The following is a 15075-nucleotide window of genomic DNA, read 5'->3' as shown; positions in this document are numbered from 1 at the left end:
CGGGGCTCCATCGGCAGGGCGATCGTGACCACCCTGCTGGCTTATTGTTGTGATTGAACGCTATTTGAATGACGCGACATTGTCCGGGGTGATCAGTTGGAAAGGCACCACGACGTTTGGCTCGACCGCCTCGCCCCTGGCCATTTTCACTGCCGCCTCCACCGAACCGACCGCCTGCCCCTTGGCATCCTGGAACACCGAGAGCGCCATCTCACCCTTGGTAATCGCATTCAACCCGTCGGGCGTGCCATCAACCCCACCAATCAATACGCTGCCCGGTTTGACGCCGGCGGTTTTCAACGCCATGGCCGCGCCAATCGCCATTTCGTCGTTGTTGGCGACCACCGCATTGAACTCACGGCCCTGGGTCAGCCAATCGTTCACCAGGGTCATGCCCTTGTCCCGCAGCCAGATCCCGGTCTGCTCCTGCTCAATCTTGATATCCGGATACTTACCCAGGATCTCCTTGACGCCCTTGGTACGGTTGGTCGTCGAGTTATTGGCCAGGTCGCCCAGCAGAATCACGATTTTGCCTTTGCCGCCCATCTTCTCGGCCAGGTACTGCATTTGCAGCTTGCCGGCCTCGACGTCATTGGACGTCACCGTCACCACCCCTTTGGGCAGGTCGGTCTGGTCCGGGCGGCGGTTGACGTACACCAGCGGGATACCGGCTGCCACGGCGGCTTTGGTGATGCGCGCGGTAGAGGCCGTGTCCACCGGGTTGACCACCATGGCATCGACTTTCTGGCTGATAAAGTTCTCGACCTGGCTCAGTTGCTTGACCACGTCGGCGCGGGCATCTTCGAACTGCAATTGCACACCATCGCCCTTGGGGTAGGACTTGGCCTGCTTGTCCATATCTTCACGCAGGTAAGTGAGAAAGGTGTCGTCGAACTGCGACATGCTGACGCCAATCTTGATATCGGCGGCCGCGGCCACGCCACTGGCGAGCATCATCGACAAGGCCAGCGAGGCGAAACGGATCTGGGTCTTCATGAACGGTCTGTCTCCACTTTCTTGTTGGTTTTCTGGAAGTAGCGTCTATCAGAGCGATGAGTTTGCGGCAGGCAGCCGTACCACCGGCGCACCTGGAATGCAGCACACCAGGGCGCCCTTGCTTTCGACGCAAAGGACATTGAGAAAAGAAAAATAGAAGGGTCGTGTGCGGGGCGGGAAGGCAGTACGTAACACGCGCAGTACAGCGTTGAAGATTTTCATCTGACGGTACCTGGTTGTTTTGATCTTGTTTTTGTTGAGTCCCCGCGCCTTCTTTATAAAGGAAGGTCGAGAGGGACTTTCGGCAACCTGGAAATGACTTTATTGGAAAATAATTTCCATATCAACTGATTTTAGAATTTTATTCCATTTCCACTCTCGGCCTTCCAGCGTCGCCATCTCCACCACTTGCCGGCGCTCGGCACTGAGCCTGGCGGCATCCAGTACATGGGTGGTTTCCCAGGCATCCCTGGCCTGCACCGGTAACTCGCCCTGGCCTTGGACGGCGCTTTGCAACTGGCGATAGAACTGGTTCCAGGCGCCCTTTTCCGAAGGGATACGCTCGCGTTCCGCGCCCTGTTCAAACCAGCCCCAGCGTCGGTGTTCTTCGGCGCCCCAGTGTTCGCCCTCGGTCTTTGGATTCTTGCCGGCCAACAGCGCCTCCTCCTGGCCGTCCAGGCCTTCGACGGTATAGCAACCCGCCGTGCCATTGACCCGCAAGCGCGGGGCCGGGCAGTTTTGCAGGGCGCTGCCCCACAGGTGGGATATCACCCCGTTGACGTGGGTCAGGCAGACGAAGAAGCCATGATCGAGCGTGGGGTGTTCGGCGCTGTACTGCAATTGCGCAAACACCCGCTCCACCGGGCCGAACAGTTGCAAGGCCTGGTCCACCAGATGGCTGCCCAGGTCCCGCAGGAACCCGCCGCCACTGGCATTGCCCAGCGCGTGTGGGGTGTAGCGCTCCACACGGGACTCAAAGCGGGTGATGGTGCCCAGGGCGCCAGCGTCGATCAGCTTGCGCAAGGTAAGGTAATCGGAGTCCCAGCGCCGGTTCTGGTAGACGCTGAGCTTCACCCCTTCGCGCTCGGCGGCGGTGATCAGTGCCTGGGCCTGCTCGGCATTGCTGGCAAAAGGTTTGTCGCTGACCACCGCCACACCGTATTCGATAGCCTCCAGCACCAGCGCCGGGCGGCCCTTGAGGGTGGTGGAAATCACCAGCACATCCACCCCGGCCTCGACGATCTGCCCAATGCTGTCGAAGGCGGGCAATCCGGGATGCTCCGTCGCCAGTTGCTGGCGCCGCTCGGGGGAGCGTGTCACCACGCCAACAAACGTCGCCCCGGGCAATGTGGCAATCAGCGGGGCATGAAAAAAACGGCCACCGTGGCCGTACCCAACCAGTCCGATGCGCATGAACCAACTCCTCTTCGTGATCTGCAAACCCAATCAAAATGTAGGAGCTGGCTTGCCTGCGATAGCGGTGGATCAGGTTAGAAATACTTGACTGATCCACCGCCATCGCCGGCAAGCCAGCTCCTGCATTGACCGCGCTAGCCGTAGAACGCCGGGCGGTCCGGCAAGCTGACCTTGACGATCTGCCCGCTGCCCTGGGCCTCGATACACGCATCCGCCGCCACCGCCGCGGCAAACCCGTCCCAGGCCGATGGCCCACCCACCTGGCCGGCACGCACGCCATCGATAAAGGCCTGCAGCTCGACGTCATAGGCTGCGATAAAGCGGTCTTTCCAATCCATCAAAATCGCATTCGACAGCTTGGCACCGCTGCGCAATTGCACCTGGGACGGCTCCGGCAATTTGGCAATCCCGGTCTCCCCCACCACTTCACACTGGATGTCGTAGCCGTACTGGCAGTTCACGAACACTTCCACATCGATCCGCGTGCCCCTGGCGGTTTCCAGCAGCACGATCTGCGGGTCGCGCAAATGGCTCAGGGCCTTGCTGGTTTTACGCGGGAACACCACCTGCACCGACACATAGTCATCGGCCAGCAACCAGCGCAGCACGTCCAGTTCGTGGATCAAGGTGTCGGTAATGGCCATGCCGGTGTTGTAGTTCTCGCCCACCGTCGGGTTGCGGTGGGCGCAGTGCAGCATCAGCGGCTCACCGATCTGGCCGCTGTCGATGACCGCCTTGAGGGCTTGATAACCCTGGTCGTACGGGCGCATGAAACCGACCTGGACCAGGCGCTTGCCATGGGCTACCTCGGCCTCGACGATGTTGCGGCAGCCCCGAGCCGTGACCGCCAGGGGCTTTTCGCAGAACACCGGTTTGCCCGCGGCAATCGCCGCCAGCACAAACTCCTCGTGGCTCGGCCCCCAGGAGGTGACCAACACCGCCTCGACCTGCGCCGACTGGATCAGCGCATGACCATCGGCGTACACCTCGGCATTGAGTTGCAGGTCCGCCACCACCTGGGCCGCCTGTTCAAGGTTGATATCGGTGACCGCCACCACCTGGCTGTTGAGCAAGGTCTGGCTGCAACGGCGGATATGGTCCCGGCCGATCGCGCCCGTACCGATCACACCCAGCTTCAAAGACATGGCAACACTCCTCTTATTGTCAGTACTGCCGGGCCTTGGCCAGGCGTTTATTGAGTTGTTTGGCGCAGGCGTTGGTGCGCTCGCTGGTGGACACCTGGGCCACACCGACCCGCCACCACGACAGATAGCCGTGGATCATGGTCTTGGGCAAAACCTTAATGTCGATCAGCGTCGACACGCTTTGCCCGCGCGCATCGGCCAACGCGGCGTGCAGTTGCGCAAGGGTTGTGACCTTGTAGGTCTTGCAGCCATAGGCCGCTGCGCTCATGGCGAAATCCACCGGCACCAGGCCGCCATCGAGCTTGCCGCTATCAGGGTTGCGGAAGCGGAACTCGGTGCCGAAGCTGTCCATGCCATTGCCCATCTGCAGGTTGTTGATGCACCCGAAGGCCATGTTGTCCAGCAGCACCACGTTGATCTTGCGCCGCTCCTGGATCGAGGTCGCCAGCTCCGAATGCAGCATCATGTAGGAGCCATCGCCGACCAGGGCGTAGACCTCGCGCGCAGGCTCCGCCAGCTTCACGCCCAGGGCCGCATTGATCTCGTAGCCCATGCACGAATAGCCGTACTCCACGTGATAGGTATTGACCCCTTTGCTGCGCCAACTGCGCTGCAAATCCCCCGGCAGGCTGCCGGCGGCGGCGACAATCACCGCGTCGTCGGCCAGGGTCTGGTTGAGTACGCCCAGTACCTGGCTCTGGGTCAGGCAGGAGCCGGTCAGCTCGATAAACTCGCGCAGCACCGCCGGGTCCATGTGGTCATGGATCTCGGGGGTGAAGTCGGCGTCGGTGTAGCGCGCCTGATAGACCCGATCTACCTCGGCATCCCCTTGCGCACGGGCCAGGTGTAGCTGCTCGCCCCATTGCGCGGTGTAATCGCCCAGCGCGTCGGCCAGTGCCAGCAGCCCGACCCTGGCATCTGCCAACACCTGGACCCCGTCGAGTTTCAGCACATCGCCGGGGCTGATATTGAGGTTGAGAAACTGCACCTCGGGGTGTTGGAACAGCGATTTTGAGGAGGTGGTGAAATCGCTGTAGCGCGTACCAATGCCGATGATCAGGTCGGCGTCCCGGGCCAGCAGGTTGGCGGCCAAACACCCGGTTTCACCGATGCCGCCGACATTCAAGGGGTGGCTGGAGACGATGGCGCTCTTGCCGGCCTGGGTCTCGGCAAAGGGGATCTGAAAGCGCTCGGCAAACGCTTGCAGCGCGGCATTCGCGCCGGAGTACTTGACCCCGCCACCGCAGATAATCAGCGGCTTGCGCTTGGACTTGAGCAGCGCGGCGGCATCTTGCAGCATCGCGTCGGTGGCCGGGCGGCGGTCCAGGCGGTGCACACGTTTTTGCAGGAAGTAATCGGGGTAATCCCACGCCTCGGCCTGCACGTCCTGGGGCAAGGCCAGGGTCACGGCGCCGGTTTCGGCCGGGTCGGTCAACACGCGCATGGCGTGGATCGCCGCACTCATCAACTGCTCGGGGCGGTTGATGCGGTCCCAGTATTTGCTCACGGCGCGAAACGCGTCGTTGGTGCTGATACTCAGGTCATGGAATTGTTCGATCTGCTGCAACACCGGGTCCGGCTGGCGACAGGCATACACATCGCCCGGCAGCAGCAACAGCGGGATGCGATTGGCCGTGGCGGTCGCGGCAGCGGTGAGCATATTCGCCGCGCCGGGGCCGACCGACGCCGTACAGGCGTAGATCTTGCGCCGCAGGTGCTGCTTGGCAAAACCAATCGCGGCATGGGCCATGCCCTGCTCGTTGCGGCCCTGATGCACCACCAGGTCGCCACTGTCTTGCTCCAGGGCCTGGCCCAGGCCCAATACATTGCCGTGGCCAAAAATGGTGAACACCCCGGCGGCGAACTTGCTCTGCACGCCATCGACTTCGATGTACTGGTTATCGAGGAACTTCACCAGGGCCTGGGCCATGGTCAATCGGGTTGTGGTCATGTTTGGCACCCGTGTCTTTTGGATTTGGCGTCGTTAGAGATCCAGCAACCAACTGTGCTGCGGGTCGTTGTGAAAGTGCCAGGCGCGCTTGGGCCCGGCCATCACGTTCAAGTAATACGATTCGTAGCCATACGGCACGCTGACCGGGTGATAGCCCTTGGGCACCACCACCAGGTCGTGGTTTTCCACGGCCATGGCCTGGTCGATGCTGCGGTCGTCGGTGTACACCCGCTGGAACACAAAGCCCTGGGGCGGGTTGACCTGGTGGTAATAGGTCTCTTCCAGAAAGCTCTGGTGCGGCAGGTCATCGGTATCGTGCTTGTGCGGCGGGTAGCTGGACGAATGCCCGGACGGCGTGCGCACCTCCACCACCAGCAGCGAATGAGCCGGTTCGCTATCGGGCAGGATGTCGCAGACATAGCGGGTGTTGGCGCCCTTGCCGCGCACGCTGCGCTTGCAGTGCTCGGGGCGGATCAGCCGGGGCGCAAGACCGGCGGCAGCAGAGCCCGGCGCAGCGCACACGGCGATCTGCACATCGCTCAGGGCCGTCACCTGGGCAACCGTGTTTGGCGGCAGGTAGGCTGCGAACGGCGATTTATCCTCGAACACCGACCGGCGATCCCCGAGGTTCTGCCAACTGAAACCTTCGCCTTCGATCGTCACCCGACCACTGAGCAGCACCAGGCACAGCTCTTTGTCGTCGGCACTGACCGCCAGCGTTTGCCCCAGGCCCAGGCGGTAAGCGCTAAACCCCACATACTCCAGGCCGCCGGCCGGCAGCACGACCAGGGTTTGCCCACGGGGCGTGCTTTTGACCAACAGGCTCATTGTCCGGCCCTCGCATCCAACAGCGCGCGCAAGGTATCGAAGCCTTTTTTCGCATAGATATAGCTGGGCGCCACAGCCGGATCCTGCTCGGCCTCCACCACCAACCAGCCGCTGTAGCCGGCGCCCAGCAGCACGTCCAGCAACTCGGCAAAGTCGATATCGCCATCGCCGGGCACGGTGAAGGTGCCGTTGACGATGCAGTCGGGGAAGCTCCACATCTGGTTGCGCGCCAGTTGCACCACCGGTTTGCGCACGTCCTTGAAATGCACATGGCAGATACGGTCCAGGTGCTTGCGCAGCACCTCCACCGGTTCGCCGCCCCCCATATAGCAGTGCCCCGAATCGAACAGCAGGCCAACCTCGGGGCCAGTGAGGCGCATCAGGGTGTCGATGTCTTCCGGGGATTCGACATAGGCGCCCATATGGTGGTGATAGGCCAGGCGCACGCCCTGGGACAGGGTAAAGCGCGCCAGTTCGGTGAGCTTGTCGGCATAGGCCTGCCAAGCCTGTTCGCTGTGAAAGCGCGGGCGCTCGAGCAGGCGGATCGGCGCGCCCTGGATCGAGTCGGCCACCTCGCCGTAGACCAGCACCGTGGCGCCATTGTCGCGCAGCAGTTGCACATGGCTGGCGATGGCGTCGATTTCTTCCGCCACCGAGCGCCGGGCCAGGCGGCTGGAGTACCAGCCGGAGACCAGCGCCAGGTCGTAGGGACGCAACACATCACCCACGCCCTTGGCGTCCTTGGGGAATTTGCCGTTGAGCTCGAAACCTGCGTAGCCAATGGCCTTGCCTTCGCCGAGCGCGGTGCTCAAGGGCGTCTCGCCGCCCAGGGCCGGCAGGTCGTCGTTGCTCCAGGAGATGGGGTTGATGCCAATACGGATTGCGGGCATGGCTGCACCTTTTATTGTTTTAACCTTGAGGCTGCTGAAATCTGCTTCTGTGGGAGCTGGCTTGCCTGCGCCTACAGTTGAGCGTGTTTAAGTTCTCGCGCTGCGCCAGGCCTGGATCAGTTGTTCGAAGGTCTGCTGCACCTGCTGGATCAGCGTTTCGTCGTCAATTTCACCCGCCATCCATGCCCTGCTCGGCTCCTGAAAGATCGTCCGGCCCACGGCAAACCCACGGCAGGTCCGGCTCTGGCTGGCCTGCTGGAAGCCCTCGGCCAAAGAATCTGCCGGGGCATTGAGGCCCAGCAATACCACGCCCCGGCAATAGGGATCGCGCTCCTCGATCAGCTCATCGAGCTTGCGCCACTGCTCGGCCGTCTGCGCCTCGATCTTCCACCACGCCGGGTAGATGCCCAGGTTGTACAAGCGCTTGAGGCTGCGGTAGAGCACATCCGGGTAGGTCGAGGGATGATCCTTGGGTGGCACCACTTCCAACAGCAGTTCATGGCCACTGGTTTGCGCCGCTTGATACAGGGCCTTGAGCTGCGCTTCCTGCTCCAGGCGCAGCAGCGGCTCGTCGTCGGGGTGAAACTGCACCAGGCACTTGATGATTTGCTCCTGGGGCCAGGCGATCAGGTTGCTGCCGATCGAACGGCCGTGCTCGAACGCCAGCGGCCGCGAGCCCTGGACCTCCGCCGGGCGCGCGACCCACCAGCCACGGCCACTGGCGGCGTTCAGCGCATCCTGGCCAAAACGCTGGTCGGCCAAAATGCCCACATCGGCCTCGACGCCCTGCTCGCGCAGCTTGCCCTCCACGCGTTCGACCGCCTGGATAAACAGCTGCTTGATCGCAGCGATCCGCGCCGGGTCCTGGCCGCCTTTTTGCGCCAGCTCCAGCAGTTGCCAGCGATGATCGAAGGCGAACACAAACAGCTGCTTCCAGGCCTTGCGCGGCACACTGACCTGATGCAGGCGCTGCAACACCGGGTCCTGGTCCGGCCGGGTGATCGGCACCGGGCTGCTGAACAGGTACTCAAGCTCGGCCGGGGTCGGCATCGCCGGCGCGCAGGCATGGCGTGACACCACCAACCCACCGCAGGCATTGGCCAGTTGGCAGCAGCGCGCGTCATCGGCGTCGTTCAACCAGCCGCTGAGAAAGCCCGCCATAAACGCATCGCCGGCACCCAGCACGTTAAGCACTTCGACCCGCACACCGGGGTAGATCGCGCCGTCCTCCAGGCGCGCCGGGATGGCCCCATGGATCACCGTGCAGCCTTGCGGGCCGAGCTTGACCACCAGCGTGGCGGTCGTCAGTTGACGCACCGTGCGCAAGGCGCTGAGCAGGTCTTGGCTGGCGCCGGCAATCAGGAACTCTTCCTCGGTGCCGACAATCAGGTCAAAGCGCGGCAGGATGCCTTGCAGGTGCTGGCTGACGTTCTGGTCGGCAACAAAACGCGTCTCTCCGTCAGCCTTGCCCGCCAGCCCCCAGAGCACCGGGCGGTAGTCGATATCCAGCACGCGCTTGACGCCGTGCCGCTCGGCGTAGTCCAGGGCCTGGAGGCTGGCCTGGTACACGCCATCGGTAGAAAAATGGGTGCCGGTGATCAACAGCGCCTTGCTGCTGGCAATCAAGGGTTCGCGGATATCCGCGGCGCACAGGGCCATGTCGGCGCAGTTTTCGCGGTAGAACACCAGGGGGAATGTTTCGCGGTCCTTGAGGCCCAGCAGGACCATGGCCGTCAGGCGCTGCGGGTCGACGGTGATACCGCTGACATCACAGCCCTCACGCACCAACGACTCCACTAGGAAGCGCCCCATATGATCGTCGCCGACCCGGCTCAACATCGCCGACTTGAGCCCCAACCGTGCAGTGCCGAAAGCGATGTTGGCGGAAGAACCCCCCAGGTATTTGGCGAAACTGGTGACATCTTCCAGCCGCGCCCCAACTTGCTGCGCATACAGATCGACGCCCAGGCGCCCAAGACAAATCAGATCCAATTGACGCCCACTGGCAAAACGAGTCTGGCCCATGCTGGCTCCTGTTATTTTTATCAGCCCGCGCCGGCCATCGTGATGGCGACGCTCTTGGTGGATGCAGACTAGGACGTCCCACGCCATCAATCAATATTTATTCCATAAATATTTTATGTGGAATATATATTCCATTAAGATATTTTTTGCCGCCTTCCCTGTAGACTTGCGCCCATCGACCTATTGTCAGGGGCAAGGTGCCGCTCACCTGCCCTGTAAGAACAAGCCAAAAGGATTGCCCATGTCCCGCACCGATCAGCAGGCTCCCACCGAGACGCTCGCCAGCCCTCCGATCAATGCCGAGCGTCTGTTGCAGCTGATCACCGATGAATACGAAAGCCTGCCCCGCCAGCTCAAGCGCATCGCCAGTTACATGAGCCAGCAGAGCGATCGGATCATGGTCGATCGCATCAGCGATATCGCCCGGGAATGCGAAGTCCACCCATCGGCCATCGTGCGCTTTTCCCAGCGCTTTGGTTTCAGCGGGTTCAGTGAAATGCAGGCGCTGTTTCGCGAGGCGTATACCCACAAGACCACGCCGGTGCAGAACTACCAGCAGCGCATTCGCAGCATGATCGCCAACAAGTCGCAGAAAGCCAGCGCCGGCGATCTGGCCCGTGAATGCGTGAATGCCACGCTGTCTGGCATCGAGCGCCTGGGCCTGGAGTTGGACGACGCCGCCTTCGAGAAAGCCGTGGACCTGGTGGTCAACGCCGACAATATCTACGTGGTCGGGGTGCGCCGGTCTTTTGCAGTGGCCGACTACCTGGTCTACAACCTGCAGCACACCAACAAGCGCATCCACCTGGTCTCGGGGCTGGGCGGCAGCTACCGCGAACAGATGCGCAGCGTGCGTGCCAATGACCTGGTGATCGCCATCAGCTTTACCCCCTACGGCAAGGAAACGCAGCACTGCCTGCGCATCGCCCAGCATCACCAGGCCAAGACGTTGATCATCACCGACAGCAACCTGTCACCGCTGGCCAAGCGTGCCAACACGGTGTTGCTGGTCAATGAAGGGTCGTCGTTTGCGTTCCGCTCGCTGAGTGCCACGCTGTGCCTGTGCCAGGCGCTGTTTATTGCCGTGGCGTACCGGCTGGAGCTGAAGGTCGATGAGATTCACGAGCAGGTGGGGTTTGACGATTAAAAAAAAGGCCGCTCCTGCGATACAGGAGCGGCCTTGATCAAGCACCTCAGTGGATCAGTGCATAAAGATCGCGATCAGGATAATGACCGGGATAGGCACACCGAGGAACCACAGCAGTAATGAGCGCATGACGTTCTCCTTTAATTAACGAATGGTTTCCAGGTACACCACGGCATCCCGACGGCGACCGCCGAAGGTTGCGGCGAAGCTGGCAAAGAAGGCACCGAGCAACAGCGCGACGAAGGTCCACAACGAGGTCACGGCGGCGATCTTGCTGGCGGTATCGGCGGCCTGTCTGGCCTTCAACTTGGCATCTTCCAGGGCTTTGCGGGCATCACCGTAGACCTGGTCGACACGCCGTTCGGCATCGGCCTGGCTGAGGTTGGTGCGCTGGCTGATCAACTGCGCCAGGTAGGCACGGTCTTGCGGGGCCAGTTGGCCATCGTTGCCCAGGGTGCGGGCGAAGATCCGCGCCACCACGCCATGCACTGCGTCATCACTGGCCGCTGCCGGGCGATCATCGCGGAACAGGCTGTCGACGTAATAGCCGAAGTCATCGCCATTGGCCGCGTTGCCGGCAGCCTGGGTCAAGCCGCTGGCGGCACCCGAAGCCACGCTGGCACCTGCCTGTACACCACCACCGACAATACTGCTGACCGAGCCGACCACCAGGGTTGCGGTCACCAGCGTGGCCACGGCCCAGGCGAGAAAGCCGTGGGCGGTGTCGCGAAAGTACACCTCATCGCCATGCATATTGGCCCACTTGACCCGCAGCCGGCCGGCGATATAACCGCCCAGCCCCGCCGCGACAATCTGGGTGAAGGCCAGCCAGACAATCGTGGAAATGCCCAGGCCCTTGGCGCTGATGCCGCTGTCGGCCCACGGCGACACCGCCGAAAAGCCCAGGCCGAAGCCCAGCAACACCAGGACCAGGGACAATGCAGCGGCAGCTGCGGCCCCGGCAAAGATCGCCCCCCAGGAAACCCCGGAGAGCGTGCTCGACTCTTGCAAAGTGGATGAGGATGTCATCATTGTTGTTGTGCTCCAGGCATGAAAAATGGTGTTACATCTGTCAAAAGGGACAGTGCAGGCGCCGTGCCAGTAGCCACAAAAATAAAAACCTTTTAATTTCAATGAGATAAGTAAGTTGAACTTCCTAGGATCATGCAACTTGCAAGAACGCCGCGTAAGTGGCGGGCGTTATGCATTCCCAAGCCATCCGCCAACCCCTGTGGGAGCGGGCTTGCCCGCGATGACGGTATATCAGTCAACTATTTATCAACTGACCGTGCGCCATCGCGGGCAAGCCCGCTCCCACATAGACCGAGCCCTACATGAATTTTCTTTTAGAAACCTCGCGATCATTTCTTGGCAAAATGCCCCCCATTCCCGTGTGACCAGGTAACCCTTATGACGCGCATTTTGACCATCGAAGACGACGCCGTGACGGCCCGCGAGATCGTCGCCGAGTTGAGCAGTCATGGACTGGACGTGGATTGGGTCGACAACGGCCGCGAGGGCCTGTCGCGGGCGGTGAGTGGCGATTACGACCTGATCACCCTCGACCGCATGCTCCCGGAGCTCGATGGCCTGGCCATCGTCACCACCTTGCGCACCCTCGGGGTGGCGACGCCGATCCTGATGATCAGCGCCCTCTCCGACGTGGATGAGCGAGTGCGCGGGCTGCGCGCCGGGGGCGATGACTACCTGACCAAACCCTTTGCCTCCGACGAGATGGCGGCCCGGGTCGAGGTGCTGCTGCGGCGCAACAAGGCGCTCAAGACCGCGCAAACCGCATTGCGCGTGGCCGACCTGGAACTGAACCTGATCAGCCGCGAAGCCAGTCGCGCCGACCAGCCACTGAGCCTGCTGCCCACCGAGTACAAATTGCTGGAATTCCTGATGCGCAACACCGGGCAGATCCTCTCGCGGATGATGATCTTCGAGGAAGTCTGGGGCTATCACTTCGACCCGGGCACCAACCTGATCGACGTGCACATTGGCCGCCTGCGCAAGAAAATCGACCCGCCGGGCCTGACGCCGCTGATCCGCACGGTACGAGGTTCGGGCTATGTCATTGCTGAACCCGTCTAACGGCTGGCGCTCCTCCAGCAGCCGCCTGCTGGCCCTGTACAGCTCGCTGTTCGTGGCCTGGAGTTGCATCCTCATGGGGGTGCTCTATTACGAAGTCTCGGGTTACCTGGGCGACCTCTCGCGCCACTCGCTGATGCAGCGCCGGCACCTGTTCCAGCGCTTTGAGGGCGCGCAACTGGATGAAGCCCTGGCCACCAGCATGACCTTCGATATGAAGGGCATTGACGCCTATGGCCTGTTCGATGGGCAACAACGGCCCCTTAGCGGCCCGATCCAGCAGATCCCGGCAGACTTGCCCCTCGACGGGCACATCCATGCCCTGGCCAACTGCACCGAATCGGACGACCCGAAACTGCCCCGGGGCAGTTGCGATGCGGTGGCGACCCACACCCAGGATGGCCGCTGGCTGGTGCTGGTGCGCGATAACGGCTCGTTACTGGGCGTGACCCGGATCATTCTGCAGGCCCTGCTCTGGGCAATCTCGCTGACCATCATCCCCGGCGTCGCCGGCTGGCACCTGCTACGCCGGCGCCCCTTGCGGCGGATTCGCGGGATCCAGGCCAGCGCCGAAGCCATCGTCGCCGGCGACCTGACCCATCGCCTGCCGCTGTCCAACCGCCGCGACGAACTGGACATGCTGGCGGCCATCGTCAACGCCATGCTTGAGCGCATCGAAAAGCTGATGAACGAGGTCAAGGGCGTATGCGACAACATTGCCCACGACCTGCGCACCCCACTGACCCGCTTGCGTGCGCAGTTGTATCGGATCAAGCAGCAGACCGCCGACGGCTCGCCCCAGGCTTTGCAGCTCGATGAGGTGATCAGCGAGACCGACACGTTGATGGCGCGCTTTCGCGGTTTGCTGCGCATCTCCGAATTGGAAGACCGTCAACGCCGCTCCGGCTTCCAGGTGTTCGATCCTTTGCCCTTGCTCCAGGAACTCCATGACTTCTACCTGCCGTTGGCGGAAGAAGGTCAGCTGGAACTGCTGTTGCAAGCCCCCGAAGCATTGCCCTCGGTTACCGGCGACCGGGCGCTGCTGTTCGAGGCCCTGGCCAACCTGCTGAGCAATTCAATCAAGTTCACCCCGCCGGGCGGCGAGGTGCTGCTGCGCGGCATCAATGATGCCGGCAGCACATGCATCGAGGTAGTGGACACCGGCCCAGGGATTCCCGAAGCGGAACGGGTGGCCGTGTTCCAGCGTTTTTACCGGGTTGGTGACGGTCAGCAACAGGGCAGCTTTGGCCTGGGCCTGTCGATTGTGGCGGCGATCGTCAACCTGCATGGCTTTGGGCTGGAAGTCGGCAGCAGCGAGCGCGGCGGCGCGCGATTGACCCTGCACTGCCGCGCACAAACCCCTCTGTAGAAACAGCAATCAGGCCGGGAAGTTTTTGCGCAGCGCCTCAACGCCGCCGGTGTAAACGCCGCTGAACAGCTCTTCAACCTCTGCATCGGTCACACCGGCAATCGGGGTGAACACACCCGACCAGGTGACTTTGGCCGAGTGCTCGCCCAGCGCTTGAACCTGCAATGTCGCCAGATACGCACTGACCGGGAACGGCGACTCACTGATGGTATAGCTGTAGGTACGCGCCACGTTATCAAAGGTCTGCAAATGCTCGACCACCACCGCGCCATCCACGGTTTGCAGGTGGCGCACGCGCCCGCCTTCGCCCGGCTCGCTCTTGGCAATCAGCGGCAGCCAATCGGGCAACGAGTTGAACCCGCCAACCAGTTGCCAGACTTGATCGGCCGAGACCGGGATTTCAATGCAAGCAGCTGCTTTGGCCACGATAAAACTCCACGACAGGGGGAAAGTCAGGCAGCTTACGCTGCCTGGCGGTGTTGGCGCTATTGGCCGGTCAGCCGTGGGCCGACTTGGCACACTCGCACCCGGTGGCCGACTCGCACGGCTCACCATGGGCATGATGCTCGGCACAACCCTGGCAGCAATAGCCCTTACCGTCTTTGGTCACAGCGTTCTGCCCCAGTACACATTTGCAATGAGGGCAGGCACAGGTTGGATCTGGCATGATCAGACTCCTTTTTCATGGTCGTCCCGGTGCAGCGAATGCCGGCACCTTAAGCAGTGACTGCCGGCCGACACCCAAGGTTCAGCGCCGTTAATCAGCCTGGCGTGTACTGCTGCGATACATGAACACCAACGCCAATGCCAGGCACAGCATCGCCAACACCCGGCTAGTGGACAGTTCGATGGCCGTGTTGCCCATCCAGCCGAAGTTGTCGATCAGCATGCCCATGGCCAATTGGCCGACGATGACCGCCACTGTCGCCACCGCCGTGCCCACGATGGGTACCGCGCCGACCATCACCATCATGTACACCACGCCGAACAACGCCCCGGTCAATTGCCACTTGGGCACCTCGAGCAGGCTCACCGCCTGGGCCGGTTCGAAGAACAGAATCAACAGGCCGGTCACCAGCGTGCCCACCGAGAACGTCACCAGGCTGCTGCGCAGCACGCCGACGGTTTGCCCCAGGCGCCCATTGATCGCAGCTTGCACACTCAACACCGCGCCTGCGGCAACCACCAGCACCAACAATAGAATCAGATTCATTACC

General features: G+C 62.1%; 15 protein-coding genes. 3 read left to right on the top strand and 12 right to left on the bottom strand.

Annotation, left to right across the window (positions count from 1 at the left end; translation table 11 throughout):
• Window positions 1-60: 60 nt before the first annotated feature.
• The 8 genes from BHC62_RS12895 to iolC form a co-directional block, all read right to left on the bottom strand.
• Window positions 61-996 carry a sugar ABC transporter substrate-binding protein gene (locus tag BHC62_RS12895; protein ID WP_029293060.1) on the bottom strand — a complete coding sequence of 312 codons (936 nt, stop codon included), beginning with the start codon at window positions 994-996 and terminating at the stop codon, window positions 61-63.
• A 48-nt stretch (window positions 997-1044) separates the two neighbouring features.
• Entirely contained in the window at window positions 1045-1218 is a 174-nt protein-coding gene (locus BHC62_RS28585) for a hypothetical protein (protein WP_166647900.1), read from the bottom strand.
• 99 nt (window positions 1219-1317) lie between these two features.
• Window positions 1318-2409, bottom strand: coding sequence for a Gfo/Idh/MocA family oxidoreductase (locus BHC62_RS12890; RefSeq protein WP_083335443.1), 1092 nt, complete (start codon window positions 2407-2409; stop codon window positions 1318-1320).
• A gap of 137 nt (window positions 2410-2546) precedes the next feature.
• Complete coding sequence (locus tag BHC62_RS12885; protein WP_029293063.1) at window positions 2547-3557, bottom strand: Gfo/Idh/MocA family protein; 1011 nt, start codon at window positions 3555-3557, stop codon at window positions 2547-2549.
• 19 nt (window positions 3558-3576) lie between these two features.
• Window positions 3577-5508, bottom strand: coding sequence for a 3D-(3,5/4)-trihydroxycyclohexane-1,2-dione acylhydrolase (decyclizing) (iolD, locus tag BHC62_RS12880; protein ID WP_070995234.1), 1932 nt, complete (start codon window positions 5506-5508; stop codon window positions 3577-3579).
• A gap of 33 nt (window positions 5509-5541) precedes the next feature.
• Entirely contained in the window at window positions 5542-6336 is a 795-nt protein-coding gene (gene iolB / locus BHC62_RS12875) for a 5-deoxy-glucuronate isomerase (protein ID WP_070995233.1), read from the bottom strand.
• Window positions 6333-7226, bottom strand: coding sequence for a myo-inosose-2 dehydratase (gene iolE / locus BHC62_RS12870; protein WP_070995232.1), 894 nt, complete (start codon window positions 7224-7226; stop codon window positions 6333-6335). The genes iolB and iolE overlap by 4 nt, the downstream gene beginning before the upstream one ends.
• A gap of 87 nt (window positions 7227-7313) precedes the next feature.
• Window positions 7314-9251, bottom strand: coding sequence for a 5-dehydro-2-deoxygluconokinase (gene iolC, locus BHC62_RS12865; RefSeq protein WP_070995231.1), 1938 nt, complete (start codon window positions 9249-9251; stop codon window positions 7314-7316).
• 241 nt (window positions 9252-9492) lie between these two features.
• Here iolC and BHC62_RS12860 point away from each other — a divergent pair, with 241 nt between their 5' ends.
• The gene (locus tag BHC62_RS12860; RefSeq protein WP_029293072.1) at window positions 9493-10398 is read left to right on the top strand and encodes a MurR/RpiR family transcriptional regulator; all 906 of its coding nucleotides are present in this window, start codon (window positions 9493-9495) and stop codon (window positions 10396-10398) included.
• A gap of 144 nt (window positions 10399-10542) precedes the next feature.
• On the opposite strand, the gene BHC62_RS12855 is transcribed toward BHC62_RS12860, so the two are convergent.
• Window positions 10543-11430 carry a hypothetical protein gene (locus BHC62_RS12855; protein ID WP_070995230.1) on the bottom strand — a complete coding sequence of 296 codons (888 nt, stop codon included), beginning with the start codon at window positions 11428-11430 and terminating at the stop codon, window positions 10543-10545.
• 378 nt (window positions 11431-11808) lie between these two features.
• Between BHC62_RS12855 and BHC62_RS12850 the strand changes: the two genes are divergently transcribed.
• Both BHC62_RS12850 and BHC62_RS12845 read left to right on the top strand, forming a co-directional pair.
• Window positions 11809-12492, top strand: coding sequence for a response regulator transcription factor (locus BHC62_RS12850; RefSeq protein ID WP_070995229.1), 684 nt, complete (start codon window positions 11809-11811; stop codon window positions 12490-12492).
• Window positions 12470-13858: a HAMP domain-containing sensor histidine kinase gene (locus BHC62_RS12845; RefSeq protein WP_029293078.1), complete on the top strand. Its 1389-nt coding sequence runs from the start codon at window positions 12470-12472 to the stop codon at window positions 13856-13858. Before BHC62_RS12850 ends, BHC62_RS12845 begins: the two co-directional genes overlap by 23 nt.
• Window positions 13859-13867: 9 nt before the next feature.
• On the opposite strand, the gene BHC62_RS12840 is transcribed toward BHC62_RS12845, so the two are convergent.
• The 3 genes from BHC62_RS12840 to BHC62_RS12835 all read right to left on the bottom strand — a co-directional run bounded on the left by BHC62_RS12840 (window position 13868) and on the right by BHC62_RS12835 (window position 15071).
• Window positions 13868-14284, bottom strand: coding sequence for an SRPBCC family protein (locus BHC62_RS12840; RefSeq protein ID WP_029293080.1), 417 nt, complete (start codon window positions 14282-14284; stop codon window positions 13868-13870).
• 70 nt (window positions 14285-14354) lie between these two features.
• Window positions 14355-14525 (bottom strand): metallothionein, encoded by a 171-nt coding sequence (locus tag BHC62_RS27420; RefSeq protein WP_029293082.1) that lies wholly within the window; start codon window positions 14523-14525, stop codon window positions 14355-14357.
• A gap of 90 nt (window positions 14526-14615) precedes the next feature.
• A complete protein-coding gene (locus BHC62_RS12835; protein ID WP_070995228.1) occupies window positions 14616-15071 on the bottom strand; it encodes a DMT family transporter in 456 nt (151 codons plus the stop codon).
• Window positions 15072-15075 lie beyond the last annotated feature (4 nt).

It is taken from the genome of Pseudomonas sp. 06C 126, assembly GCF_001855215.1.
Taxonomy (GTDB): Bacteria; Pseudomonadota; Gammaproteobacteria; order Pseudomonadales; family Pseudomonadaceae; genus Aquipseudomonas; species Aquipseudomonas proteolytica.
The sequence above is the reverse complement of the archived record's forward strand: the minus strand, read 5'-3'. Positions and strand labels throughout refer to the sequence as shown.

Excerpts from the sequence above, each read along its gene's own strand:
- BHC62_RS12895 (WP_029293060.1), bottom strand. The coding sequence starts at position 996 with ATGAAGACCCAGATCCGTTTCGCCTCGCTGGCCTTGTCGATGATGCTC.
- BHC62_RS28585 (WP_166647900.1), bottom strand. The coding sequence starts at position 1,218 with ATGAAAATCTTCAACGCTGTACTGCGCGTGTTACGTACTGCCTTCCCG.
- BHC62_RS12890 (WP_083335443.1), bottom strand. The coding sequence starts at position 2,409 with ATGCGCATCGGACTGGTTGGGTACGGCCACGGTGGCCGTTTTTTTCAT.
- BHC62_RS12885 (WP_029293063.1), bottom strand. The coding sequence starts at position 3,557 with ATGTCTTTGAAGCTGGGTGTGATCGGTACGGGCGCGATCGGCCGGGAC.
- iolD (WP_070995234.1), bottom strand. The coding sequence starts at position 5,508 with ATGACCACAACCCGATTGACCATGGCCCAGGCCCTGGTGAAGTTCCTC.
- iolB (WP_070995233.1), bottom strand. The coding sequence starts at position 6,336 with ATGAGCCTGTTGGTCAAAAGCACGCCCCGTGGGCAAACCCTGGTCGTG.
- iolE (WP_070995232.1), bottom strand. The coding sequence starts at position 7,226 with ATGCCCGCAATCCGTATTGGCATCAACCCCATCTCCTGGAGCAACGAC.
- iolC (WP_070995231.1), bottom strand. The coding sequence starts at position 9,251 with ATGGGCCAGACTCGTTTTGCCAGTGGGCGTCAATTGGATCTGATTTGT.
- BHC62_RS12860 (WP_029293072.1), top strand. The coding sequence starts at position 9,493 with ATGTCCCGCACCGATCAGCAGGCTCCCACCGAGACGCTCGCCAGCCCT.
- BHC62_RS12855 (WP_070995230.1), bottom strand. The coding sequence starts at position 11,430 with ATGATGACATCCTCATCCACTTTGCAAGAGTCGAGCACGCTCTCCGGG.
- BHC62_RS12850 (WP_070995229.1), top strand. The coding sequence starts at position 11,809 with ATGACGCGCATTTTGACCATCGAAGACGACGCCGTGACGGCCCGCGAG.
- BHC62_RS12845 (WP_029293078.1), top strand. The coding sequence starts at position 12,470 with ATGTCATTGCTGAACCCGTCTAACGGCTGGCGCTCCTCCAGCAGCCGC.
- BHC62_RS27420 (WP_029293082.1), bottom strand. The coding sequence starts at position 14,525 with ATGCCAGATCCAACCTGTGCCTGCCCTCATTGCAAATGTGTACTGGGG.
- BHC62_RS12835 (WP_070995228.1), bottom strand. The coding sequence starts at position 15,071 with ATGAATCTGATTCTATTGTTGGTGCTGGTGGTTGCCGCAGGCGCGGTG.